General features: G+C 52.8%; 22 protein-coding genes and 1 pseudogene. 11 read left to right on the top strand and 12 right to left on the bottom strand.

All coding sequences use genetic code 11. From position 1 onward, the window contains the following. Positions 1-5: 5 nt before the first annotated feature. Genes HS100_22630 through HS100_22615 form a run of 4 tightly spaced genes read left to right on the top strand, consistent with a single transcriptional unit; the run spans position 6 to position 3,237 of the window. On the top strand, positions 6-410 hold the full coding sequence (locus HS100_22630) for a CBS domain-containing protein (GenBank protein ID MBE7436726.1): 405 nt from the start codon (positions 6-8) through the stop codon (positions 408-410). Positions 411-440: 30 nt separating this feature from the next. Continuing rightward, positions 441-1,064, top strand: a complete 624-nt coding sequence (locus HS100_22625) for a viroplasmin family protein (GenBank protein ID MBE7436725.1) — start codon at positions 441-443, stop codon at positions 1,062-1,064. Then, the gene (locus tag HS100_22620; protein MBE7436724.1) at positions 1,061-2,671 is read left to right on the top strand and encodes a tetratricopeptide repeat protein; all 1,611 of its coding nucleotides are present in this window, start codon (positions 1,061-1,063) and stop codon (positions 2,669-2,671) included. The genes HS100_22625 and HS100_22620 overlap by 4 nt, the downstream gene beginning before the upstream one ends. Further along, positions 2,668-3,237, top strand: a complete 570-nt coding sequence (locus HS100_22615; protein MBE7436723.1) for a cysteine hydrolase — start codon at positions 2,668-2,670, stop codon at positions 3,235-3,237. The genes HS100_22620 and HS100_22615 overlap by 4 nt, the downstream gene beginning before the upstream one ends. Positions 3,238-3,302: 65 nt before the next feature. Here HS100_22615 and HS100_22610 read toward each other — a convergent pair whose 3' ends face one another. Genes HS100_22610 through HS100_22600 form a run of 3 tightly spaced genes read right to left on the bottom strand, consistent with a single transcriptional unit; the run spans position 3,303 to position 6,417 of the window. After that, the gene (locus tag HS100_22610) at positions 3,303-4,250 is read right to left on the bottom strand and encodes a GNAT family N-acetyltransferase (GenBank protein MBE7436722.1); all 948 of its coding nucleotides are present in this window, start codon (positions 4,248-4,250) and stop codon (positions 3,303-3,305) included. Positions 4,251-4,252: 2 nt separating this feature from the next. Further along, positions 4,253-5,071, bottom strand: coding sequence for a GNAT family N-acetyltransferase (locus HS100_22605; GenBank protein MBE7436721.1), 819 nt, complete (start codon positions 5,069-5,071; stop codon positions 4,253-4,255). Continuing rightward, positions 5,071-6,417 carry an MFS transporter gene (locus HS100_22600; protein ID MBE7436720.1) on the bottom strand — a complete coding sequence of 449 codons (1,347 nt, stop codon included), beginning with the start codon at positions 6,415-6,417 and terminating at the stop codon, positions 5,071-5,073. The genes HS100_22605 and HS100_22600 overlap by 1 nt, the downstream gene beginning before the upstream one ends. 157 nt (positions 6,418-6,574) lie before the next feature. Between HS100_22600 and HS100_22595 the strand changes: the two genes are divergently transcribed. After that, on the top strand, positions 6,575-7,702 hold the full coding sequence (locus HS100_22595; protein MBE7436719.1) for a M48 family metallopeptidase: 1,128 nt from the start codon (positions 6,575-6,577) through the stop codon (positions 7,700-7,702). 74 nt (positions 7,703-7,776) lie between these two features. On the opposite strand, the gene HS100_22590 is transcribed toward HS100_22595, so the two are convergent. From HS100_22590 to HS100_22550, 9 genes are all read right to left on the bottom strand, one after another. Beyond that, on the bottom strand, positions 7,777-8,523 hold the full coding sequence (locus tag HS100_22590; GenBank protein MBE7436718.1) for a LysM peptidoglycan-binding domain-containing protein: 747 nt from the start codon (positions 8,521-8,523) through the stop codon (positions 7,777-7,779). Between the two features lie 151 nt (positions 8,524-8,674). Beyond that, a complete protein-coding gene (locus HS100_22585; protein ID MBE7436717.1) occupies positions 8,675-9,535 on the bottom strand; it encodes a DegV family protein in 861 nt (286 codons plus the stop codon). 69 nt (positions 9,536-9,604) lie between these two features. Then, positions 9,605-10,573, bottom strand: coding sequence for an NAD-dependent epimerase/dehydratase family protein (locus HS100_22580; GenBank protein MBE7436716.1), 969 nt, complete (start codon positions 10,571-10,573; stop codon positions 9,605-9,607). A gap of 9 nt (positions 10,574-10,582) precedes the next feature. Beyond that, positions 10,583-11,167 (bottom strand): TetR/AcrR family transcriptional regulator, encoded by a 585-nt coding sequence (locus HS100_22575; GenBank protein MBE7436715.1) that lies wholly within the window; start codon positions 11,165-11,167, stop codon positions 10,583-10,585. A 153-nt stretch (positions 11,168-11,320) separates the two neighbouring features. After that, complete coding sequence (arsM, locus tag HS100_22570) at positions 11,321-12,115, bottom strand: arsenite methyltransferase (protein MBE7436714.1); 795 nt, start codon at positions 12,113-12,115, stop codon at positions 11,321-11,323. Between the two features lie 258 nt (positions 12,116-12,373). Continuing rightward, on the bottom strand, positions 12,374-12,685 hold the full coding sequence (locus tag HS100_22565; GenBank protein ID MBE7436713.1) for a winged helix-turn-helix transcriptional regulator: 312 nt from the start codon (positions 12,683-12,685) through the stop codon (positions 12,374-12,376). Positions 12,686-12,771: 86 nt separating this feature from the next. Then, positions 12,772-14,577, bottom strand: coding sequence for an oligoendopeptidase F (pepF, locus tag HS100_22560; protein ID MBE7436712.1), 1,806 nt, complete (start codon positions 14,575-14,577; stop codon positions 12,772-12,774). Between the two features lie 14 nt (positions 14,578-14,591). Continuing rightward, the gene (locus HS100_22555; GenBank protein MBE7436711.1) at positions 14,592-16,484 is read right to left on the bottom strand and encodes a LysM peptidoglycan-binding domain-containing protein; all 1,893 of its coding nucleotides are present in this window, start codon (positions 16,482-16,484) and stop codon (positions 14,592-14,594) included. A 173-nt stretch (positions 16,485-16,657) separates the two neighbouring features. After that, positions 16,658-17,179, bottom strand: coding sequence for a hypothetical protein (locus tag HS100_22550; protein MBE7436710.1), 522 nt, complete (start codon positions 17,177-17,179; stop codon positions 16,658-16,660). 249 nt (positions 17,180-17,428) lie between these two features. Here HS100_22550 and rpsP point away from each other — a divergent pair, with 249 nt between their 5' ends. From rpsP to topA, 6 genes and pseudogenes are all read left to right on the top strand, one after another. After that, the gene (gene rpsP / locus HS100_22545) at positions 17,429-17,770 is read left to right on the top strand and encodes a 30S ribosomal protein S16 (protein ID MBE7436709.1); all 342 of its coding nucleotides are present in this window, start codon (positions 17,429-17,431) and stop codon (positions 17,768-17,770) included. Between the two features lie 57 nt (positions 17,771-17,827). Beyond that, complete coding sequence (locus tag HS100_22540; GenBank protein MBE7436708.1) at positions 17,828-18,061, top strand: KH domain-containing protein; 234 nt, start codon at positions 17,828-17,830, stop codon at positions 18,059-18,061. Positions 18,062-18,063: 2 nt separating this feature from the next. Continuing rightward, complete coding sequence (rimM, locus tag HS100_22535) at positions 18,064-18,597, top strand: 16S rRNA processing protein RimM (GenBank protein ID MBE7436707.1); 534 nt, start codon at positions 18,064-18,066, stop codon at positions 18,595-18,597. Positions 18,598-18,643: 46 nt separating this feature from the next. After that, a complete protein-coding gene (gene dprA, locus HS100_22530) occupies positions 18,644-19,750 on the top strand; it encodes a DNA-protecting protein DprA (protein MBE7436706.1) in 1,107 nt (368 codons plus the stop codon). Between the two features lie 9 nt (positions 19,751-19,759). Beyond that, positions 19,760-20,860, top strand: coding sequence for an NTP transferase domain-containing protein (locus HS100_22525; protein ID MBE7436705.1), 1,101 nt, complete (start codon positions 19,760-19,762; stop codon positions 20,858-20,860). A gap of 158 nt (positions 20,861-21,018) precedes the next feature. After that, a pseudogene (topA, locus tag HS100_22520) lies at positions 21,019-23,331 on the top strand (type I DNA topoisomerase). The last annotated feature ends 66 nt before the right edge of the window (positions 23,332-23,397 follow it).

Raw genomic sequence — 23,397 nt, 5'->3', positions numbered from 1 at the left:
TGAGCATGAACCATGTCCGTGATTGGATGTCCAGCCCTGTGGTCGTGGTCGACCCGGATTCGAGCGTCTCATACGCGATGACTTTGATGCGCCGCCGCAAGATCCACAGCGTGGTGGTTGCCATCAGCGAGAAGAATCCTGCCTACGGCATCGTGACCACGACCGACATTCGCGATAAGATTGCGGCTGAAGGACGCAACCCGGCCGAAACGACCGTGCGCGAGATCATGTCCGGTCCCATCATCACGGGGCGCGCAGATTGGACTCTTGCCGAGTGTTCCCGGATCATGCAGAAGCATAAATTTCATCACCTGCCGATCGCTGACGATGCCGGCACATTGATCGGGATCATCTCCGCGACCGATATCTTCATGGCGGTGGAGGAACAAGGCTGGATCGAAGAGGAATAGACGCTTCGGGCTTTGATGTAAAATTATTCCATGACGAGGCAGAAGTATTACGTCGTTTGGAAGGGACGCCGGACGGGCATATTCGCTTCATGGGCGGAATGCGAAAAACAGGTGAAGGGCTTTGTCGGCGCGCAATATAAAGCCTTCGAGAGTGAATCCGAGGCGGATGCCGCCTATCTTGCCAACTACGAGGATTATTCCGGCAAGGCATCCTCGAGCGGGAAATGGAAACTTGCCAGCATCAAACCCCGCCTGCCTTCTGTCTGCGTCGATGCGGCTTGCAAGGGATCGCCCGGAAAACTCGAATATCGCGGAGTCAATACAGAGACAGGCAAGGAGATCTTTCATGCGGGTCCGTACGCCGATGGGACGAACAACGTTGGGGAATTCCTTGCCATCGTCCATGCCTTGACCTGGCAGGAGAAGCACAACCTGCGTCTTCCGATTTATTCCGATTCAGAAAATGCGATCTCCTGGGTCAATACCGGCGAATGCCGGACAAGACTTAGGCGAACACCGAAGAACTCCATCCTCTTTGCCCTCATCCGCAGCGCGGAGAACTGGCTGGCGGAAAACGAATTGCCCGAAGGCAGGATCTTGAAATGGGATACGAGCATGTGGGGCGAGAACCCAGCGGACTTCGGCAGAAAATGAGAACACTCGGTTGGTCGTGGTCCTTCGGCCGCTGGCGCGGCGTGGATATACGTTTCCATTTTTCCACCATCTTCAGCATTCCGATCGCCTATCTTTTATTCAAGCCTGTGGACCTGCGCGGCGTTGTCGAAGCATTACTGTGGGTGGGCGGGTTGTCCATCTTCATCTTCCTGCACGAGATCGGTCACGCCTTTGCGGCGCAGTTGGTGGGCGTGCCTGTCAAAAGCGTGGTGGTCTGGTTGTTGGGCGGTTTGACCAACCTTTCCTATAAGCCTGAAAAGCCGCTGCATAATCTGTTCATCTTTGCGGCGGGTCCGTTGGTGAACATGCTGCTCGCATTCCTGTGCGTTGCGGTTTTCATCCTTTCCGCCCTGTTCTTCCTTCCCTACTCGACATCCCCCGAAACTTATGTCTGGTTTCAAACTTTTCAAAACCTGTTCTTCTCCCTCGCAATCGTCAATATTATTCTGGTCATCTTCAATCTTTTGCCTGTCTATCCGCTGGACGGCGGGAACATCCTGCACGCCGCCATGGAATGGCTGTTCGGCAAGACACGGGCGGATCAGATCGCGCTCATCGTCGGGATCCCAATTCTGATTCTTTTGATCGTTTTCGGGATCCTTACCCTCGATTATGTCCTTTTGTTCTTCTGCGTTCTGATTGCATTCTCCATCAGCACATTGAACCGAACCGCTCTCAGGAATGTCAACCTCGGTCTTGCCTGGTTTTTCAAACGCGCTGCGTATTATTATTTGCAGGGCGATTATGAACGCGCAGCCCAACTTTACATAACCGAGATCGAACGCCAGCCGGGGAATATCAACAATTACATCACGCGCGCTGGTTGTTTTTTAGCCATCGGTCACGGGGAACGGGCGGTCGCCGATGTGGAACGCGCCTTGAAACTAAACCAGAGTCACCTGCTTGCGCTCGAACTTCGCGGGGAGATTCACCTGCTCAACAAGGAATACGACGCCGCTCTCGAGCGGTTCGTCCAGGCGCAGGCGCTCAACCCGGATTGGGCTGTGCCGTATTTCGACCGCGGCTCGCTGTTGTTGGAACGCGGTGAATACCAACCTGCGCTCGAAAATTTCAACAAAGCCGTTTCACTGCATTCGCGCATGCCGCTTTTTTACGTCGTACGCTCGCTTGCGCATTTTCGGCTGGGCGATCTCGATTCCGCGCATGCAGATCAGGACCTGGCGGTGGGCTTATCGCCGGAGGAATCGCTTGCGATGGTGGATGTCAACCTGGTTTTGTATCAGGATAATCTGGATTGGGCGAAGGATTACTACGGACGCGTCCTCGACAAGAATCCCCGCAATGCTCTCGCGCTTCAAGGACTCGCCGAAGCCTGCCTCGTCAACCGGGACTTCGAATCCGCTGTGACATTGTTCACCCGCGCCATCGAAATCAATCCACGGGAGGCGCGGCTCCATTTGGGCAGGGGGAAGGCGTGTGTTGAGTTGGGAAGAGTGGTGGAAGCCAGGTCAGATTTTGAGTGGGTGATTTCAAATGCCGAAAAACTCCATTTGAAGCGGCAGGCAGACGATTTCCTTAAAAGCATACCGCCTTCGATGTCAAGAAATGAAAGGAACCTTTCATGAAAACAGCCCTGCTGATCATCGATATTCAAAAAGACTACTTTCCTGGTGGGAAGAAGGAACTGGTCAACCCGCTCGAAGCGGCAAAGAAAGCCTACTCCATTTTGCAATGCTTTCGCGAGCATGGCGGACATCACATCCACATTCAACATATTGCCTTGAAACCCGATGCGGCATTTTTTATCCGCGGCACCGAAGGTTCGGACATTCACGATGCCGTGGCACATTTTGAGGGTGAACCGATCGTGTACAAGCATTATCCCAATTCCTTTCGCGAGACGAATCTATTGGAAATGCTGAAAGAGTGGGATATCGAGCGCGTGGTCATCACCGGCATGATGACCCATATGTGCGTGGATGCCACCGCCCGCGCCGCTGCGGACTTCGGCTTTAAGGTCATCGTTGCGGAAGATGCCTGTGCCACGCGCGATCTTGAATTCAACAGCACGCTCATCCCGGCGGATCATGTTCACAAGGCATTTTTAGCGGCATTGAAATCGTATGGTCAGGTGATGAGGTCGGAGGAAGTGATCGCGTTGTTGGCTGGGGAGCAGGCAAAGGCTGGGTAGACAGAATCAATTGTCGGTGAGAAAGAAGCGAGGTGACTGTTACTTACGAAGTGACAGTCACCTTTTCAATTAAAAAATTTTTCCCACGGCTGAAGCAAGTCAAATTCTCTTCCGAAGACGGAGAAATACAATCCGTTTGCTTCGTCTGAATATCCGCCCACGGTGGCGATCTTTGCGCCCATTATTTTGAGCCGCTTCAAACCTTCGGTAAGGACAGCTTTACCGAGTCCATGTCGTTGATGCTTGGGAACAGTGGCAACCGGTTCGAAGTATGCCGTGCGGGTGACATCGTCGAACCAGGCGGTGCAGAAGGCGGCAATGGAACCGTCATTGGCGATGGCAACGATGTCGAGGTCGCGGCGATAGAGCGGCGCGGATTGAATGTGGTGATACCAGCTTGGGTCGTCGCGATTTTCTCGCGCAGTGTTGATATCGTCTTTATGAAAGCCAAGCCCCGAGGCGTAACAACGCTCAAGCAATTCCAGTCCATGCCCAAGCGCGCGGATGGTGAAGCCTTCGGGTGTTTTTACATCTTTGATCTCATTGGCAAGCGGGAAGATGTGTATCGTTTCGTTCGTTTCGGGTCTTTCTACTTTTTGGTAGCCGCGTCGTTTTAGAATTTCGTGTCGCATTGCGTCTTTTGAATCCGCAAAGACCAAGACGCGCATTCTGCCTTCGCGGTTCGGGTGCTTGAAGTGCTCTTCGGCTGTGACGATCAGTTCTTCTTCGAGTTCAGGTGTGCGATATTTCGGGTGGATTTGCAGATAGGCTTGCCCTTTCCCTTCGGGATTGAGCACGGCGGCAATTTCTCCTTTTTCTGCTTCCCAAATGAAGATGGCTTGTTCTGGATCGATTTTCTCAATATCGGGGTTGGCGAACCACCACCAGTAGTCGAGCCGTGCAACGTGCCAGCTGTATTGATGTAGATCATTCAGCATCATGACCTCGCGCAGGAATTGGCGCATTCGCCAGTAATCTTCTTCATTGCGGTAGGGGCGCATTGAGAATTTCATTCTTACTCCTTGAGCAAAACAATGAAGGACTTGTAATCGCAGACTTTATCAAAGCCTGCCTTGAGAGCGGTCTTTGCAGACGCTTCGTTGCGCTTGAAACAGTGCCAGCCGACTTCGGTGATGCCGTGTGAAAAAGCGTATTCGAGAAATGCAAGCGTGAGTGCAGTGGCAATGCCGCGTTGACGGTAGTCACTGGTGGTCTCAATGCCGATCTCACAGCGGCATTCCGCATTGTATTCGGAGAGACACCAGCCCACGAGTTCATTGTTATGAACGGCGCACACTCCAAAGCTCTTGGCGAGAAAATCATCTACAGTGGGGCGTTCGGACATCATCTCTTCTTTGAGTGTTTCGAGATGTTTGAGATTGGGAACGGATAGAAGATCAGCGTCTACTGGTTTGATTTGGAAATCGCCCAGCAGGATGCTGCGCCGATCATGCTTCACATCTTTGCAGGCATAGTATTCGCGGTTTGCATGGATGGTCTCTTTGCCTTGGATCAGAAACCCCATCTTTTCTTCCCATGCCTTGTTGTCATAATAAATCAAGAATCCATCCAAGCCTTTTGCCTCGGCTTGCGGAAAGATTGTTTCGATGAAATGCGTTTGGATGAATTGATTGAAGCTGTCGAGCATAGTATTACCCGCCAAAATGAATCGATGACCTGCCTTTGAGAAAAGGGATTTTGGCGCTTCGGCATTATCTACAAAAATCTGTGCGGGTGTCTTTTTGGCGAGGATGGACCGACCGATAAGGTGAAAGTCCATGCCCAGCAAGAGCGGACGGATACGTTCATAGTTTTCAGAATGAAGTTCGATCATTATGCTGCCTCCGCCTTTTTCATTTGGTCATGGTCGGGAAGTTCCGCCTCCAAATTGCGGACGTGCGGGACGAACAGATAAGTGAACACTGCCACGGCGATGTATAAGATTCCTGTGAGGACCAGTTGCAGCGCCATGCCGGAGCCGGGCGTCGTTCCGACCATCCAGCCGAAAGTATTTGCCAGCCATGTGTCGCCGAGCATCATCGGCTCGGTGACATAATCCGCGAGCAGGCCCGCAATGATCGGGGTGATCGGTCCCACCGACCAGGCGATCATTCGCCGCGCGGAGAAGACCCGTCCCTGCACATCGGGGGCGACCTTTGCCTGCCAGATGGCTTGACTTGCCCCATTGGTGAAAATGGGAAAGATACCGCCGATGACTACGCCGATGATCCAGACCGGCAGGCTTCGTCCCAACCCAAAAATGACCAAAAGGAATAACCCTGTCAGCGCTTCGCCGAGGAAGATGCTGTTCATACGCTTCTTGAATCCGCCCCATAAACCGATGAGCAGCCCGCCAATGACAGCGCCGATCGCATTTGCCGAAGTGACAATGCCGAGCATTTCGCTGCTCTGGTCCGTGCGCTCCAGGATGAACGGAGAAAATAATGAAATGGATATTCCGATCACAAAATTCAATACAATGAAAAATATCAACAAACCGAGTAGTCCGCGCCGGGCAAAGATGTATTTGAAGCCGTATAAGGCCTCTTTAAAGATAGATCCGCTTCCGGCTTGACCTTCGACGGTTTTCTCCGGTTGAGGGACGATTACAAGCGTGAGAGCGATAATGGCAATGAAAAAGGTCGCCACATCGATGACGAGAATACCGGTCAGGGTGATGATGGGAAGCAGCACCCCGGCAAAGATTGGGGCAAGCACGGCAGGTCCCGACTCGACCAGCGACATCATCCCATTTGCACGGCTGTAATTGTCCTTCGGCACCATCGTGCTGATCGCCGCGGAATACGCGGGCCATTGGAAGGTATTGCCAAGTCCGTTGATGACGGCGGCGATATACAAATGCCATATTTCAAGGCTGCCCATCGCTTGCAAGATGAGGATTCCGCTTGTGGCAAGCACGGCTGTCAGGTCACTGACCATCATCATGAGTTTGCGGTTATGCCGGTCCACCATCACGCCTGCAATCGGTGAGAGCAGGAGAAATGGCACGATGAAAGCTGTGTTGATGATTCCCAAAGACGTGGCGCTGCCCGTCTCCTGATACGCCCAGATGGTGAGCGCAAATTGGGTCATGCTGGAAGCGAGGACGGAGATCAACTGGCCCGCCCAGACGATGGTGAAGCCGGTCATGCCGGTGGGTTGTCTGGTTGAGGCTGCCATACCTTTAATTATATATCCGGGGAGTGTATAATATTTTTTTGAATATTTATGTTGAGCAGACAAGGACCAACTTGCCGGTTGTCTGATGCTTTAACGAACTTACACCTTGCCATTGTTATAGAGTCAAGACTTTCGTTGTGATGAGGATGGTCGTTTCATGGAAACCACACTCGATCCTGAACGTCAAAAAAAGGCGAAAGAATATGCCCGCATCCGCCGCCGACTGTGGCTGGTCGATACAACCTTTAGCGCCGTCTACGCCCTTGCCTGGCTTACCTTTGGCTGGAGCATTTCTGTCCGCGATTGGCTGGCCTCCAAAACGTCGAATGAATGGCTGCTTGTAGCTTTATTTGTCCTCATCTTTGGGGGAATCTACTCAGTTCTCAACTTTCCCCTCGGATATTACAGCGGCTTCGTCCTGCCGCATCGTTTCGGGCAATCCAACCAATCGCTCAAGGATTGGTTCGTGGACCAGTTCAAAGGTTTGGCGATCGGAGCGCCCATCGGTTTGATCCTGCTGGAGTTGTTGTATCTCGCGCTTCGCCTGACAGGAGAAGCCTGGTGGCTTTGGGCGGCAGGCGGACTTTTGCTTTTCAACGTCCTCCTTTCGCATCTGGCACCTGTGGTCATCATGCCGTTTTTCAATAAATACGTTCCGCTTGGTGACGAACACAAGGACCTTGAAGATCGTCTGCTTGATCTTGCCAGGCGCGCCAATACGAAAGTGAAGGGCGTCTTCAAGTTTGACATGTCACGGCGCACCAAAGCCGCGAACGCCGCCTTGACCGGAATCGGCAATACGCGCCGAATCATACTCGGTGATACCCTCATCAACGAATTCACACCCGATGAGATCGAAACGGTTCTTGCCCACGAATTGGGACATCATGTTCACAAGGACATTCCATTTCTGATCGCATTCGGCACGGTGATGACGGCTCTCTGTTTTTATCTCGCTTCCCTGGGAATGAATTGGGCGGTTGGCTCTCTTGGGTTTTCCGGTGTCAGTGATCCTGCCGCCATGCCTGCCTTGGGGTTGATTCTCGGAGCATTTGGTTTGTTCACCATGCCGGTTGATAACGCAATATCCCGCTGGCGCGAACGCATGGCGGACGATTACGCTTTGGCTTCCACCGGCAGGAATGAAGCGTTCGCCTCAGCCTTTACCCGGCTTGCAAATCAAAACCTGGGCGAGATCGACCCGGAGAAATGGGTGGTCTTCATGTTCTATTCCCATCCGCCCTTGGGCGAGCGGATTGCCAAGGCAAAAAAGTTTTCGGCATAAGAAAGCAGGTCGCGCCATACATCCGATTCGGGTATCAGCACGACCTGCTTGTTGATCGATGGTATTTGTTTCGATTACCAATCGAGGGTAAGGCTTGTAAAATACCCTCCATATTGGTCTTTGACGAGAATCCAACCGGTTGTATAACCGTGCTGGGGCGGATTGAGATCGACCTGTACCCATACCTTGCCAACTGAATCCTTTGTGATGCTGCCCGGGTAATAGCACCATTCTTTATATTCGTCATACGTTGCCCATCCGATGATGTCCCCGCCCGGGCTGTCTCTAACGATAAGCCCCTTTTTGTAGGTGATCTTTAATGTGTTCGATCCCGGCGGGATGGAGGTGGGATAGGAAGGAATGGGATAGGGAGCAGGATATACCACGGGAGGGGGAGGAGGCGCGTATGAAACCGGTATGTTGATCGCCTGCCCCACATAGATCAAACTCGGATTCCAGATTTGCGGGTTGGCAGCCCAAAGGTCGTAAACCGTCATCCCATATCTGGCTGCAATGATCGCCAGCGTATCACCCGGCTGGACGATATACGTATTTCCCGTCGGATAAGGATTATAAACAGGCTGGCTTGCGTACCCGGATGGAAGATAGATGACCTGCCCGGCATACAGCCACCAACCGAGCCCGGGATTCGCAGACCGAACGGCTTCCACGGTCGTCCCGCACATGGCTGCCAGGCCGCTCAATGTATCGCCCCATTGGACGGTAATGTAGCCGCCGCAGTTATACCAGGCTTTAACGCTCAGTGTAGGTGTCAGAACCAACGTCATTAGCGCCAGAACAATGATGATTTTCCTGATCATTTCAACCTCACTCCTCTAGATTCCGTGCATCAATAAACGATTCTGTATACCTAGAATACTCAAAAAGGAGTCTTTGTCAATAGCGCATGCTGCATTGACACAAGACGAATATGAGCGCCAAATCATAGGAACTCTTGGCTTGTCGACCGGTTTAGACGAAATCTCCCATCAATTCCATCGGTACGGCAGCGGCTCCCACGATGCCGGGACCTGTATGCACACCCAGGACGGGCGAGATGCGCTGAACCTCGAGTTTGGCAATGTTCAGTTTTTGCTTGAATTCTTCGGCGATGTGATCAGCTTTCTCGGCAAAACGTCCGTGCAGGATGGTGACCCAGAGTGGGGTATTTCCGTATTTCTCCACCAGGTGATCTGCAATGATGGATATCGATTTGGCGATGGAGCGCCCCTTGGCAACGGTGCTGTACTTGCCGTCTGTGTCCACGCGGATAACAGGTTTGAGGTTGAGCAAGGCGCCAGCCATGGCTTGCACGCGACCAATGCGACCGCCGCGGGCAAGATATTCGAGCGTATCCAGTGTGTAAATAACCTCGGTCTTCTCGCGGATTCTTGTCAGCCGCTCATGGATCTTATCCATTGCCCATCCCGCTCTATCAGCCAATGCTGCCGCCAACACTTGAAAACGTTCGCCGCCAGAGAGGGTCAGCGTGTCCCAAAAGCTGACGTTCGCTTCGCCCTTCACCTGCTCGCCGCCATCACGCGCCGAGTTGATCGTGCCGCTCAACCCGGATGAAATATGAATGGAAAAGATGTTCCTATCCTTTTGCGCCAGTTTGCGATACAACTCCGCAAAGATGCCGCTCGAAGGCTGCGCCGTCGTCGGGATCTGCGGACGCATCGCCTCCAATCGGTTGTAGAAATCATCGGCAGAAATATCCGCCGAATTCATTTCGCCTTCCGGAAATTGGATGAACAGGGGGGCTTGCACAACGCCAAGCTGCTCCAACTCCTCATTCGACATATCCGCCGCGCAGTCTGTTACGATTTTCATGTTTTCCTCTTTCGATTTTGTGTTCTTATCGGGTTTTCTTTCTTTGTTTGATCGCTGGTTGCTTTTTAACTATCTTTTATCCAAAAACCACTTCACCGCATCTCGAATCGATTCGTGCAGTGAGCGCGGGTGATAGCCTAACTCTCTTGTTGCCTTTGCATGGCTGATGTTCGAATTGCTCTTCAAAACCTCCAGCGAATACGGCGTAAAGCGCGGCGTCTCATGCGCAAGTTGGTAATACATCGGCGTGAAGATCGCCGCAAATTTAGCAAGGTCGAATGGAATTTTCATTTGGAAGAAATTTCTACCGGTGATTTCCCGCACGGTCTCGAGCAAATACCGCACAGAAATTTTTTGCCCCGATAAAATATAACTTTCGCCGCGCTTGCCATTCTCGGCGGCAGAGATCAAACCCTCTGCCACATCGCGCACATCCACAAAATCATAAGCGCCGTCCACGTAAAGGGTAGGTCTTGCCGTCGCCGCATCGTGGATGACCGCCCCCATCATCGATCCGCGAAAATCATACGGACCGATCACGCCGGTTGGGCAAGTCACTACGGCATCCAGTCCGGTTTGAGCCGCGTTCAATACCTCGAGAGTTGCTTCTGCTTTCGAGCGGTCATATGCGCCATACGGATTGTTCATGTCATACGGCACACTTTCGTCGATCACGCCTTCTTCCACGCGTTGGATCGCATGAATGGACGAGGTGTAGATCAACTTCTTTCCATGTTCAATCGCCGCGCGGATCACATTCTTCGTCCCTTCCACGTTGACTTTTCTCACATGCGGATTGGGTCCCGGCATGATCGAGATCACACCCGCAAGATGGAAGACGCCTTTCACGCCCCGCATGGATTCGAAGACTGCATCGGCGTTCATGACATCGCCTTCCACCGCCTCGACTCTTAATCCCGAAATGGGTTCGCGGCATTCGCCCGGCAGGATCAACGCCCGGACCTTTTCCCCACGCTCCAAAAGTTTTCTAACGAGGACGTTTCCTACGTGTCCCGTTGCGCCAGTGACTAACCACATATAACTTTCCTATTTCTTCAACATACCTTCAACCAACATGGTCGTGCTGTCACGCGCGACCTTTTCCCATTTCGCGCCTTTGGGATCCATCAGGCTTTGCAGCAACAAGCCCATGGCGGTAGAGATGATCATGCGCGAGGTCAACTCAGGATTTACTTCGACGAACGAACCTTCATCCACACCTTTTTTGATCAGATCGGTGAAGTATTTGTGATAGCGCCGATAGGGCTTGACGCTTGCCTGCCAGATCTTTTCATCTCGGCTGGCTTGCAGCCAAAATTCGAGGAACATGGGCAAGCCTTCGTTTGCAGTTGCGAAAATATAGGGGAAAGCCTCTGTGATCTGCATGAACGTCTCAGGGACGGTCTTATCCTTTGAGGCTTCGATGGCGTTATCGATGGTTTTCAACCAGCCGTCGAGCAATGCGAGGAAGAGCTCTTGTTTGGTCTTGAAATGATGATAGAACGCGCCTTTGCTGATGCCTGCATCGGCACAAATGTCGTCCACGCTGGCGGCATTGTACCCGCGGCTGGAAAACAGATTGATCGCGGATGCCATGATCTTTGAACGGGTTTCTTCGCTTCGCTGTTGCATTTATATCTTTCAAAACCTCGCCGGTCCTTTAACGGAATAAAACCGACTGGTCGGTTTGTTTTTACCTCCGAAACTTTGCACTGTCAAGATGAGGGAAATCATGATTAAACGAAAAAACGGGCAGACCAAGTCTGCCCGTTTTTTCGGTGGAAATTAAGCAGGTTTATATGCCGTGATCTTGGCGCTGTACACCGCTTTGTAAATAGCATCTCGTGGATATTCAGTGACATCCAGTTTCATTTCATCCAAAGCTCCATCCACGGTTTCCTTATCGAAGAAGACGGGCTTGATCGATATATCTGTGAAGCCGACCGCTTCCATCATGGCGATATATTCTTTGGCTTCGACTGCGCCAGCCACACAGCCTGCCCAGGCGCTCAAGCTATTTCTGACGAGTTCGGGCAGTTCGCCATCGGTGACGATATCTGAGACGGCGAGTTTGCCGCCGGGTTTGAGCACACGGAATGCTTCGGTGAAGACCTTTTCCTTGTCTGGCGAGAGGTTTATGACGCAGTTCGAAATGATGACGTCAACCATGCCAGTTTCGACGGGCAGATTCTCGAGATACCCCTGGCGGAATTCAACGTTCGTTGCGTTGACGCGCTTCGCATTTGCCCGGGCACGATCGATCATCTCGGGAGTCATGTCTACGCCGATCACGCGTCCTGTCTCGCCAACTTTCTGGGCAGCCAATAGGCAATCGAGTCCTGCGCCGGAGCCAAGGTCAAGGACGATTTCGCCGGGTTGGAGGGCAGCCAATGTGATCGGGTCGCCGCAGCCGTAGCTGGTGTTTGATACATCGGCTGGGATCGTGGCAAGCAAATCCACAGGGTAGAGTCTGCTGTCGGTGGAGCAGCAACTGTCGCCGCAGCACGAGGCGCTGCTCTTAATCCGCTCGGCATAATGTTCGCGGACAGTAGCATGGATGGGGGTGGGTGATTCTGTCATTGTTTCTCCTTTTTGATAGAAAGTTGTCTATGAATACCAGTAAAAATTTTTTCGTCAACAAGTTCTCTCTGCCTGCCGGGAGGCAAGCAGAGTTACCTAGATTAGCAACAGCCGCAACCGCAGCTGCCGCCTTCACATTCACCATCACAACACTGGACGACCGGTAATTCGTTCATGGGGTTTCTCCTTTCATATAGAAGTTTATCTATCATTTTTGCCGCAAAAAACGGGATCGTCCCGGCCGTGGACGTATCCCGGTTATGCCTTGATGGTTTTCAACAGGTTTTCAGTGGCAACCGATTCTGGCGCGAACTTGACCATGATCTGCCCGCAGCAGAATGCGATGCGCTCCTGGTTGAGGGTGTAGAACGTTTGCTTGCCTTCTTCGCGCACATTAACCAAGCCTGCATCGCGCAGGATGGCGAGGTGATGCGAGATGGTCGGCTGGGAATAGCCGATCTTTTCGACGATGCCACTGACCGAGAGTTCACAACAGCAACACTCGCTCATGATTCTTTGACGGGTTTCGTCTGCGATGGCTTTGGCGAAGAGGACCGGGTCGACTTTCATACGGTTATTATATAGAAGTTTGTCTATTTGTCAAGATGAAAATTCTTCGAAGTCTTTCAGACCTAGAAGATTTTGGAGCCTGGTTGTTAACTTGTCAATTCACCCAAACGGTCAATGTATTCTTCGAGGACTGTGAACGCCTCTTCGATGGGTTGGGAGGAGGTCATGTCGATCCCGGCAGTCTTGTACACATCCATGGGCGACATGGACGAACCCGTCTTGAGGAAGTTGATGTGATCCTGCGCGGCGCCGGGGACACCATCCAGCACGCGTTTGGCGATGGCGTTTGCGGCGGAGATTCCGATCGCGTACTGGAACGAGTAATAGTCGATGTAGAGATGCGTGGTGAAGGTTCCCCAGGTAATGCCGACCCGGTCTCGGTCCACGTTCATTTCGCCGCCGTATCCTTCGCTGAAAATGTCCGCCATCAGGTTGTTCATGTAGTCGGCGGTGAGAGGCTGTCCCTTTTCGGCGCGTTCGTGAGTCGCAAGTTCGAAGCGGGCGAGCGTCGGCATGATGAAGAAGTAACGATGGAAGTTGCTCATCGCTTCCTCAAGCAACGCGATCTGGAAGTATTTATCCCTTTTCGTTTTGAGCAAATGAGCGCGGGTCATTGCCTGGTTGAAATTCGATGCGGTTTCTGCAACGATGGAGGGATAAAGATAGTACATCATTGGCTGGGCGCGGCTGGCGTACCAGGCATGCATGGAGTGACCGAGTTCATGTGAGAGCGTGCTCATCGAGCCGATGTCGTCGGTGTAGCTCATCATAATGAAGGGATGCGTGTCGCTGGGGACGCGTGTCGAGAAGGCGCCTTCTCGTTTTCCGGCATTGGGAGCTCGATCCACCCAGCGGTTTTCAAGGCAGCCTTTGCGCATCACGTTCACATATTCATCGCCCATGGGTGCGAGACCTTCGCAGATCCAATCCACGGCGGTTTCAAAGGGGACTTTGTGTTTCTTGGTGGTGAGCGGCGCCCAAATATCGTAGGGATGCAGAACCTTCACGCCCAGTGCCTTGCGGCGGATGCGCCAATATTTGTGCCACATGGGCAGGTTCTTCTGGAAGATGTTGAGCAGATTGTGGAACATCTCCACGGGCACATTGCCGTTGAAAAGAGTCGCTTCGAGCGAGGATTTGAAATCGCGCGCCTTCATGTTGAAGACATTGGATTTGATCGAAGCGGCGAGGTTGCCTGCCAGTGTGTTTTTGAATTCCAGATATTTGTCGTTGTAATTTTCCCATGCGGTTTGCCTTGCCTTGCGGTCGGATGCATGCATGAGTGCATTTTTTGTGCTTTGGGTCAGCTCGAGTTTGTTGCCTTTGCTGTCTTTGGCAGGTTTGAATTTGAAATCGGCATTGGCTATTGCGCCCGCTGTCGAACGGATCGCCCCGAACGGGTCGCGAAGCATGCCCATGAGTTCCTCCACTTCAGCGCTGCGGACGTGCGCCTGTTTGCGGAACAGGTCGGTGAAGAAAAAGTCATATAGCCTCATGCGAGGGTCGCTGTCCACCCATCCGCGTAGTTTGGCTTCACCGATGGCGAGCAGTTCCGGTTCCAGGAAAGAGACAGCAGCTCCCACCTGCGCAAGTGCGGACATGGCTTTGCCGTTCATCGCCGCGCCGAGCTCATCGTTCGCATCCACTGCGTTGGACAAGTTGGCATACACGCGGACTCTCGATGAGCGTTGGTCGAGTACATCCATTGTCTTCATCGCTTCGAGGAATGTGTCAATGCTGTTGCCGAGATGACCCTGAAATTTCCTGGCATCGGGAAGACTTTCAAGCAGGCTTTTCACTTCTGCGTCGAACGCCTCAGGGGAGGCAAAGACGCTTTCGGCATTCCATGTTTGGCTCTTTTTTACCCTTGCACGAGGAAGCGGTACGGGCATGAGAGAACTCCTTCTCATTGTTTCGTAATGGTCGTGACTACAGCCGGGGACGTCACGCCGGCGCCTGATGCGGTTGCATTGCTTGTGATCGCGTTCGCAGCGAGCATGTCCTGTGTAATCGTGAGGTTGGCATTGCAGAACGTGGTTGTACCCGGCGCCAGGGTGGTGCCCGCGTTCCCACAGTTGATGGGAGTCGTGCTGACAAGACCGTCCGTGACCTTGAATTGATCGGGACCCAGCGCTGTCGTTCCGCTGTTCTTGATGGTATAGGTGAAGGTTATTGTCTGCCCGGCTTGGTTATATGTTGTTGGGTTGGCAGATACCGTCAGGGTCAACAATGATACGGCTTTCGTAATCGTTGTAACGACTGCAGGAGAGGTAATGCCGCCTCCTGAGGCCGAGGCATTACTCGTCACGGCTGAGGCGTTATCGACCACATCCTGTGTAATGGTATATGTGGCAGTGCAAAACGTGGTTGCCCCGGGAGAAAGAGTGGTCCTTTGACCGCAATCAAAAGCGCCGGCGCTTACGAGCCCGTCCGTTACCCTGAATTGATCGGGACCCAGCGTGGTCGTGCCGCTGTTTTTGATGGTATATGTAAATGTGATTGCCTGGCCCGCCTGGTTGTACGTATTGGGGGAGGCTGTCACCGTCAATGTCAAACTGCTGGATGGGGCGGGGGTGGTCGCACCGGGGGTGATGATGGGAGAAGCTCCAGGTGTGGGAAGATTCAGCCCGAATGTGTAGAACGGAATCTTGATTTCCTTCCCTGGGGTCAAAAGATTTCCATTGGCAATCTGGAGAAGACCCAGGTCTACGTTGTATTTCGTGGCGATGGAGTTCCAAGTGTCTCCGGATTGGACGAGATGCAAACCGGCACATGGCGGCGTATTTATTTTTCCATTGCTCCCAATATTGGGGACTGTGACGATCATGCCTTCCTTGATCTTTGCGGGATTCGGAATCTGCGGGTTCGCTGCGACCGTCTTTGCGGGATCGGCTCCATAACACCGGGCGATCTGCCACAACCATTCGCCTTTGCTTACCTTATGCTGGATGGTCGAACCTGTGGTGAGCGCAGGCGGCGAAGTCTTGTTTATCGTCACGGAAACCTGCGCTGAAGGATTTGCTCCGCCTCCCGCAGCCGTTGCCACGGTTGCGACCGATGCGGCATTCATGTCGGCGGAGGTGACAGTATATGTCGCTGAACAGGTCAGGGTCGCGCCGGGGGCGAGAATGGCATTCGCATCACCGCATGTGAACGGCGTATTGTTGTTGATCCCTGAATCCGTGATAGTGAATGGACCGGGACTCAACTGGTTCGAACCGCTGTTCTTGATGGTGTAATTGAATTTGATGGTTTGACCGGTTTGATAATAACTTGCCGGGTCTGCAATCTTAGTCAGCGTGAGAAGTTTTGAGGGGACGGTGGGGACCGTTGTTGTCACCGTGTTCGAGTTGACGGTGTAAATATTGACGGTCACCACGTTCGAGACCGATGCCTTATCGAGATCCGCCTGCGTCAGCGGATAATCGAACGTGCAGTCCATGCTTTCCCCGGCATCGAACCGGTCATTCAGGTTGCCGATCGAATTTATTGCGGGGCAGACGGGAGTGGCTCCGGTAAATGCGATGTTGGGTTGAATGTCCGCGCTGTCATTTTTTGCCATTCTCACAATGTATTTGAATTTAACGATCTGCCCGACAGTATTGTATTGGGTTGTCGTGTCCACCTGGGCGGAAAGTTCGATCGCCACTTTATCTGTAAGCGACAGGGTGGCTGTTGCCTGCAGAATCTGGATTTGACTCTCAGCCGGAACTTCGGTCGCGCCGCCACCAATAGTGCAGGAGGACAAAACCAGACTCAGGCAGGTAAATAGAAGAAACAGGCGGTAAGAATTTTTCATTTCGACTTCCTTTCCTTTGAGAGAGGCGTTGTCCCCAACAGCAAACCGGGACAATGAAAATTATATCCCTGAAATGTCCTGGGAAAAAATCATCCCGTGTCGGGGATGACCGAAGCTGCGGGATGATTTTTTATCGGCGGCGTGGCGGACGACCGTAGTGACTATCTTGCGTTCTAAACCACCGGGTCTGTGCGGGCGATATTTCCTTCACGGACACACATCCAATAGGTCGCACCGCTGACCTTGCGCGGAATATTCGATTGGGTGACGTCCACCCAGACCAGCCCGTTGGCATCTGTGAATTTTGAACTTTTCTTGTAGGTATATTCCGTTTCGACGGGACCTTCAAAGAAGACATTCCCCGCCTCGATCCTCGGAGATGTGCGGACGGCCATTCGCTGTTTGATCTTGAATTTCCCCAAATCTGCTCCGGATGCCGCCGGGGGAAGGAGGAAGGTCCAGTTGGGGTCAATGCGGTCCTTGGGGATGATCTCATCGTACCATTTGATTCCCTGGTTATTTTCCGGTCCGATTTTTCTCAGGATGTTGACGAAGAGTTTCTCGTCGCCTAATTGTTCCCGGGCGATGTCCTTCAGCCCTTTGTTCCGCGCATTGGGAGGCAGGGTGTACTCCGTGTACCAAACAGGCGCTCCGCCTCCGGCAGGCGTGAGGAGGTATTTCTTGGGTTGAGCCATTTCTAATCTCCTTTTTTGGATCCCGGGCACCTGAGTTCTTGTCTTGCCCTGCCCGAATAAATCTAGAATACTCATTTTCATTGGAAAGTCAATGGTTTTAAGAGGCGCCTCGGGTTTTTCAGGAATGGGCAAGTGAGTCATCCATTGCCGGTTTCTTCTGGTAAAATACACCCCGCAATTCCAGCCCGCACACAACCCTCTCGTGCCTGCCTGGAATGTAATCAAAAAAACTAAAGGAGCAAGTTTAAAATGGTTCGTCTTCGTTTACGTCGTATTGGCCTTCGAGGTCAACCCACGTACCGCATCGTCGCCGCGGACAAGGAATCCCCGCGTGACGGTCGTTTTTTAGAGATTCTTGGCGTGTATAACCCGCGAACTGAACCCGCCACGATCAAATTGGATGAGAAGCGCATCTACCGCTGGATGAATCACGGCGCCCTGCCGACCGAATCGGTGGAAAAGATCCTGAAAACCGCCGGAACTCTTGAGCGATTCGAACGCTACAAGAAAGGCGAGACGTTGGATCTCCTCCTCGAGGAAGCCACCGCCGCGGAAGCCAAACGCGCCGCGCCGGTCAAGACGCGCAAGTAAATAATCAACAAGACCCCAAAGGTCATTGAGACCTTTGGGGTCGATTACAAGGTGAATATGAAAGACCTGATCGAATATATCGCCAAATCCCTTGTGGATCACCCCGAAGATGTAATCGTTACCCAGTCCAACGGCAACCGCCCTCGCATCGAGTTGAGCGTCGCCAAGGAAGATATGGGGCGCGTGATCGGCAAGGGTGGAAAAGTGGCGAATTCCATCCGTGCCTTGTTGCGGGTCGCGTCGGAACGCCAGGGCAAGCAAGCCACGCTGGATGTGACGGAACCCTCCTGACAATGGCTGAAGAAAAAACAGGCTCGCCAAAAGGCGAGTCTATTTATTTGGCGATCGGTTTTCTGCGGCGTCCGCATGGGGTGAACGGAGAGATCATTATGGACCTGCACACCGATTTTCCGGATCGGATCAAACCCGGGCGCAAGGTTTACATAGGTGAAGATCACGCCAGTTTCACGATTGGCTCCGCCCGCGTCCACGGGACCGGGCTGCTGGTCAAACTTCGCGGGTCTGACTCGCCCGAAGCGGCGGGTCGTTTTCGCAATCAATGGGTGTATGTCAAATCCAGTGAAGTCCCGGCGTTGCCCGAAGGAAAAATTTACAAACACCAGTTGATCGGCCTGACCGTGACGACGGATGAAGGCGGCAAACTCGGCGTTTTGCACGAGGTGCTCGAGACCGGCGCAAACGACGTCTATGTTGTATTAAAGGAAGATGGAAAGGAAATCCTTCTTCCCGCCATCCCGGATGTGATCCTTCAGGTCAATATGGAGGAGAAAACGATGATAGTCCACCTTATCGAGGGGCTGATCTAAAGGCAAAATTAAAAAACGAATTGGGGAATGATACAATTTCCAAGCCATGGACGATAAGAAATATTGGATCGGGTTCAACCTCATCAAAGGCATCGGCGCCGTAAGAATGCAGGGATTGATCGCGCATTTTGGCGACCTTGCCTCCGCATGGAATGCAGATGCGTCTGAATTGGTCGAATCGGGTTTGGGTGCAAAACTTGCCGAGAAAGTCATCGGGGCTAGGAAGGATATCGATCTGGATCAGGCTTGGGCGAAGATCGAGGCGCAGGGAATCAAAATCCTCACCTGGATGGATGATGAATATCCAGCCCGCTTGAAGGAGATCGATCAGCCGCCGCCCGTTCTCTACATCCGCGGGGAATATTTGATGGATGATTTGTATGCGGTGGCGATTGTCGGAACGCGCAAAGTCACGCCTTACGGAAGACAAGTGACGGAGGAAATCGCTTCGTATCTCGCCGCTAATGGGATCACCGTCATCAGCGGGCTTGCGCGGGGTGTGGATGCGATAGCGCATCAAGCCGCGCTCAAAGCGGGCGGGCGGACGATGGCGGTCCTCGGCTCGGGCGTGGACAAGATCTACCCGCCGGAGCATCGCGGACTCGCCGAGCAGATGATGGAACGCGGCGCGATCGTCAGCGATTACGCCGTCGGCACCCCGCCGGACGCTTCGAACTTCCCGCCCCGCAATCGCATCATTTCAGGTTTATCGCTTGCTGTGGTCGTTGTCGAAGCGGCAGAGACAAGCGGCGCATTGATCACGGCGGAATTCGCCGCAGAACAGGGACGGGAGATTTTTGCCGTGCCGGGCAGTATTTTAGCGCCGCAAAGCAAGGGGACGAACCGTTTGATCCAGAAAGGCGCACAGTCGTTGTTGACTCCAGCCGACCTGATGCAGGCGCTCGATCTTACGCGTATGGGCGAACATAAATCGGCGCGGAAGGTCTTACCGTCTGATGAAACCGAGGCGCTTGTACTGAACGCGCTCGGCAGTGAACCTTTGCACGTGGATGAGATCCGCAATCAAGCAAACCTGCCCATCGAAAAAATATCCGCGGCGCTCGCCATGATGGAATTGAAGGGCATGGTGCGTCAGGTGGGCGGGATGAATTACGTGGCGGTTCGGGAAGAACCATCGAACTACAATCTTTAGGAGAGATGAATGGCTTTTGATCTAACGCATGCCTATGCAGTCATCATGGCCGGCGGCGGCGGGACCCGTTTATGGCCCCTCTCACGAAGGGAAAGACCAAAACAATTATTGCCGTTGATCGGCCAGGAGACCCTGTTTCAAAGCACGGTTAAGAGACTGGAAGGATTGTTTCCGCCGGAGCGTATCCTCGTTGTAACCGTGGAAGAGCAGGCCAGGGAGATGAAGAGTCAGACTCCTGAACTTCCCGATGAAAATTATTTGATCGAACCCGCCCCACGTGGGACGGCTTCGGTGGTCGGGCTGGCCGCGATGGCTCTGCAGAAACGCGACCCAACGGCTTCGATGGCGATCCTGCCCTCGGATCATTTTATTCGTAATGTGGATCTGTTCCATTACCTTTTGAAAGCGGCATTCGAAGTAGCGGATCGCAGTTATCTGGTCACTCTTGGGATCACGCCAACTCTTCCATCAACTGCGTTTGGATACATCCAACAAGGGTTACCTTTGGATGGCGGATATAAGTATCCGGTGTATGAAGTTAAGAGTTTTAAAGAGAAACCAAGTGAAAAAACGGCTCAGCAATTGTTGCATTCCGGCGATCATTCGTGGAACAGCGGCATGTTCATATGGCGGACGGACGCGATATTGGCTGAGATTCGGACACAGATGCCCCGATTGCATGAAACGCTTGAATTTATTGGGAGTCGCTGGGGAAGGAGCGATTTTGATGCATCCCTCAAGGAAAAATGGCTGGATTTGAAAACCGAGACTGTGGATTATGGCATCATGGAAAAAGCGGAACGCGTAGCAGTCCTCCCCGCGGGCGGTTTGGGTTGGAGCGATGTGGGCATTTGGTCATCCTTGTTCGAAGTGCTGCTGCCGGATATGAATGGAAATATCGCCACCAATGCAACGTCGCACCTTGCGCTCGAAACGAACAACACACTTGTCTATAGCGGTTCAGACCGATTGATAGTCACCATCGGTGTGGACGACACGATCATAATAGATACAGGCGATGCGCTTCTGATCTGCAAGACAGACCAATCGCAAAAGGTAAAGGATGTTGTCGAGCATTTGAAGAAGCATCGACAGGAAAAATATCTGTAACCTGAAACCACGAACGGGCTGAAGAAAAAAGCGTTTGCCAAAAATCGGGATATTGCTGTAGAATGTCCATCCCGTAAGGATTAACCTTGCGGGATCTTTTATGTATGGCAGTCTGACTCTCATTTATTACAAGACTGAATGAGGGATATGCTGGAGGAATTTAGATGGAAGCCTATTGTATGAAATGCAAGACAAAACGGGAAATAAAAGACCCTGTAGCTGGATTCAACGCCAAGGGTTCTGCGGTCACGACCGGGGTATGTCCCGTTTGCGGCACAAAATTATTTCGCATGGGCAAAACGGACGCCCACGTTGGTTTGACTCCGCCGGAAAAACCGGAAAAGGTGGAGGTGCGCGAAGGGAAACTTGTGATCGTCGAGTCGCCCGCCAAGGCAAAAACGGTCGGGCGTTTTCTCGGTAAGGGATTCACCGTCCGTGCTTCTGTGGGGCATGTGCGAGATTTGTTGAAATCGCAATTATCCGTCGATGTTGACAATAACTTTGAGCCGAAGTATCGCGTGCCAAACGAAAAGAAGGAAGTTGTCAAAGAGATCAAGCAATTGGCGAAGAAAGCTGAGGAGATCTATCTCGCAACCGATCCCGACCGTGAAGGTGAATCGATCTCATGGCACCTAATGGAAGCGGCGGGCATCGAACCGGAAAGGGCAAAGCGCGTCGTGTTCCATGAGATCACTGCGCCTGCGGTTTCAGAGGCGTTTTCTCATCCGCGCAGTATCGATATGAATCTCGTCAATGCCCAGCAGGCTCGCCGCGTATTGGATCGCCTGGTTGGTTACAGCATCAGCCCGGTTCTCTGGGAAAAAGTCCGCGGGCGGCTCTCTGCGGGACGTGTGCAGTCGGTCGCGCTCCGTCTTCTTGTCGATCGCGAGCGGGAGATCGAGGATTTCAAACCCGTCGAATATTGGTCGATCCACGGCGAATTCAAGGCTGAAAAACTAAAATCATCGTTCGTCGCCAAACTTGTGCGCATCGACGACAAAGAACCCGAGCTCACGAATCGGGAGGCAGTTGACCCGGTGTTGGTGGATATGGAAACCTCCGCATACGAGATCTCAAAGGTCAAGCGCGGTGAAAAACGGCAAAAACCCTCCGCCCCATTCACGACATCGACCCTTCAGCAGGAGGCGTCCAAAAAGCTTGGCTTTACGGCAAAACGGACAATGGCTCTTGCGCAGGGTTTATATGAAGGGCAGGACGTCGGCGAGGGCGGTTCGACCGGTTTGATCACATACATGCGCACGGATTCGACCAATGTCTCGGCCTTGGCACAGAACGAAGCGCGTGAATATGTGATGGAAAAATACGGCTCGGAGTATCTGCCCGGTGAGGCGCCTGTTTACAAGACCAAAACGGCAGGTGCGCAGGAGGCTCACGAAGCCATCCGCCCGACGTCTGTCATGCGCGACCCGGCGAAGGTGAAACCGTTTCTGGAGCCGGCGATGTTCAAGTTGTACCAACTTATCTGGCAGAGGTTTGTCGCCTCCCAGATGGCGTTTGCGGTCTTTGATACATTACAGGTAGAGGTCACTGGAAAATCGCAAAGCCATGAATATCTCCTGCGCGCTTCGCATTCCGAGGTTCAATTTGCGGGTTTCCTGGTCGTGTATCAGGAATCAAAGAATGAAGATGCGCGCGCGGAGGACGAAGAAGAGGATGTCAAGATCCCCAGAGGCGTGGAGGAGGGACAGAAGCAGGAATTGATCCGGTTGATCCCTGAACAGCATTTCACGCAGCCGCCTCCGCGGTATAGTGAAGCCTCCCTGGTGAAGGCGCTTGAAGAGAACGGTATCGGCCGTCCCTCCACTTATGCGCCAACGATTTCCACGATTCAGCAACGCGGTTATGCCGTGCGTGAAGAGAAGCGGCTTGTGCCCACAGAGATCGGCATTCAGGTCAATGACCTTATGGCGCAATACTTCCCCGAAGTGGTGGATCTGAGTTTCACCGCGCATATGGAAGAGGACCTGGATAAGATCGCGGAAGGCGAAATGCCCTGGACGGATGCGATCCGCGAATTTTATGAACCATTTTCTGCGGATGTGAAAAAGGCTCAGGCTGAAATACCTGTTTCAAAGTCCGAGCCGGAGCCGATCGGCAGGAAATGCCCAGATGACGGGGGCGAGTTGGTCATTCGTTATGGACGATTCGGAAAGTTCATCTCCTGTTCGAATTTTCCAAATTGCCGTTACACAGAGCCGTGGCTTGAGAAGATCGGGGTTGCGTGTCCGAAGGACGGCGGCGAGATGGTGGAGCGCAGAACCCGGAAAGGACGCACCTTTTACGGCTGTGCCAATTATCCGAACTGTGATTTCACCACCTGGAAAAGACCCCTGGCCGTGCCGTGCCCGAAGTGTAAGGGCTTGTTGGTGATCGCCAATAAACGTGAAGCGCAATGCACGAATTGTTCCGAGATATTCCCGCTGGAAGTGGTCGTTCCCGAAAACGCATGATATGCCTTCGCTCCTGCTCGCGGGGGAATGATCAGGGAGGCGGAAGATTCAGGGCGGCATGAAAAG

The organism is Anaerolineales bacterium (genome assembly GCA_015075725.1).
GTDB lineage: Bacteria > Chloroflexota > Anaerolineae > Anaerolineales > Villigracilaceae > Villigracilis.
Note: the sequence above shows the minus strand (reverse complement) of the source record. Positions and strands in the feature narration are given on the sequence as shown.

Bases quoted from the DNA above. Each gene is read 5' to 3' on its own strand.
- HS100_22630 (MBE7436726.1), top strand. From the start codon at position 6: ATGAACCATGTCCGTGATTGGATGTCCAGCCCTGTGGTCGTGGTCGAC.
- HS100_22625 (MBE7436725.1), top strand. From the start codon at position 441: ATGACGAGGCAGAAGTATTACGTCGTTTGGAAGGGACGCCGGACGGGC.
- HS100_22620 (MBE7436724.1), top strand. From the start codon at position 1,061: ATGAGAACACTCGGTTGGTCGTGGTCCTTCGGCCGCTGGCGCGGCGTG.
- HS100_22615 (MBE7436723.1), top strand. From the start codon at position 2,668: ATGAAAACAGCCCTGCTGATCATCGATATTCAAAAAGACTACTTTCCT.
- HS100_22610 (MBE7436722.1), bottom strand. From the start codon at position 4,250: ATGAAATTCTCAATGCGCCCCTACCGCAATGAAGAAGATTACTGGCGA.
- HS100_22605 (MBE7436721.1), bottom strand. From the start codon at position 5,071: ATGATCGAACTTCATTCTGAAAACTATGAACGTATCCGTCCGCTCTTG.
- HS100_22600 (MBE7436720.1), bottom strand. From the start codon at position 6,417: ATGGCAGCCTCAACCAGACAACCCACCGGCATGACCGGCTTCACCATC.
- HS100_22595 (MBE7436719.1), top strand. From the start codon at position 6,575: ATGGAAACCACACTCGATCCTGAACGTCAAAAAAAGGCGAAAGAATAT.
- HS100_22590 (MBE7436718.1), bottom strand. From the start codon at position 8,523: ATGATCAGGAAAATCATCATTGTTCTGGCGCTAATGACGTTGGTTCTG.
- HS100_22585 (MBE7436717.1), bottom strand. From the start codon at position 9,535: ATGAAAATCGTAACAGACTGCGCGGCGGATATGTCGAATGAGGAGTTG.
- HS100_22580 (MBE7436716.1), bottom strand. From the start codon at position 10,573: ATGTGGTTAGTCACTGGCGCAACGGGACACGTAGGAAACGTCCTCGTT.
- HS100_22575 (MBE7436715.1), bottom strand. From the start codon at position 11,167: ATGCAACAGCGAAGCGAAGAAACCCGTTCAAAGATCATGGCATCCGCG.
- arsM (MBE7436714.1), bottom strand. From the start codon at position 12,115: ATGACAGAATCACCCACCCCCATCCATGCTACTGTCCGCGAACATTAT.
- HS100_22565 (MBE7436713.1), bottom strand. From the start codon at position 12,685: ATGAAAGTCGACCCGGTCCTCTTCGCCAAAGCCATCGCAGACGAAACC.
- pepF (MBE7436712.1), bottom strand. From the start codon at position 14,577: ATGCCCGTACCGCTTCCTCGTGCAAGGGTAAAAAAGAGCCAAACATGG.
- HS100_22555 (MBE7436711.1), bottom strand. From the start codon at position 16,484: ATGAAAAATTCTTACCGCCTGTTTCTTCTATTTACCTGCCTGAGTCTG.
- HS100_22550 (MBE7436710.1), bottom strand. From the start codon at position 17,179: ATGGCTCAACCCAAGAAATACCTCCTCACGCCTGCCGGAGGCGGAGCG.
- rpsP (MBE7436709.1), top strand. From the start codon at position 17,429: ATGGTTCGTCTTCGTTTACGTCGTATTGGCCTTCGAGGTCAACCCACG.
- HS100_22540 (MBE7436708.1), top strand. From the start codon at position 17,828: ATGAAAGACCTGATCGAATATATCGCCAAATCCCTTGTGGATCACCCC.
- rimM (MBE7436707.1), top strand. From the start codon at position 18,064: ATGGCTGAAGAAAAAACAGGCTCGCCAAAAGGCGAGTCTATTTATTTG.
- dprA (MBE7436706.1), top strand. From the start codon at position 18,644: ATGGACGATAAGAAATATTGGATCGGGTTCAACCTCATCAAAGGCATC.
- HS100_22525 (MBE7436705.1), top strand. From the start codon at position 19,760: ATGGCTTTTGATCTAACGCATGCCTATGCAGTCATCATGGCCGGCGGC.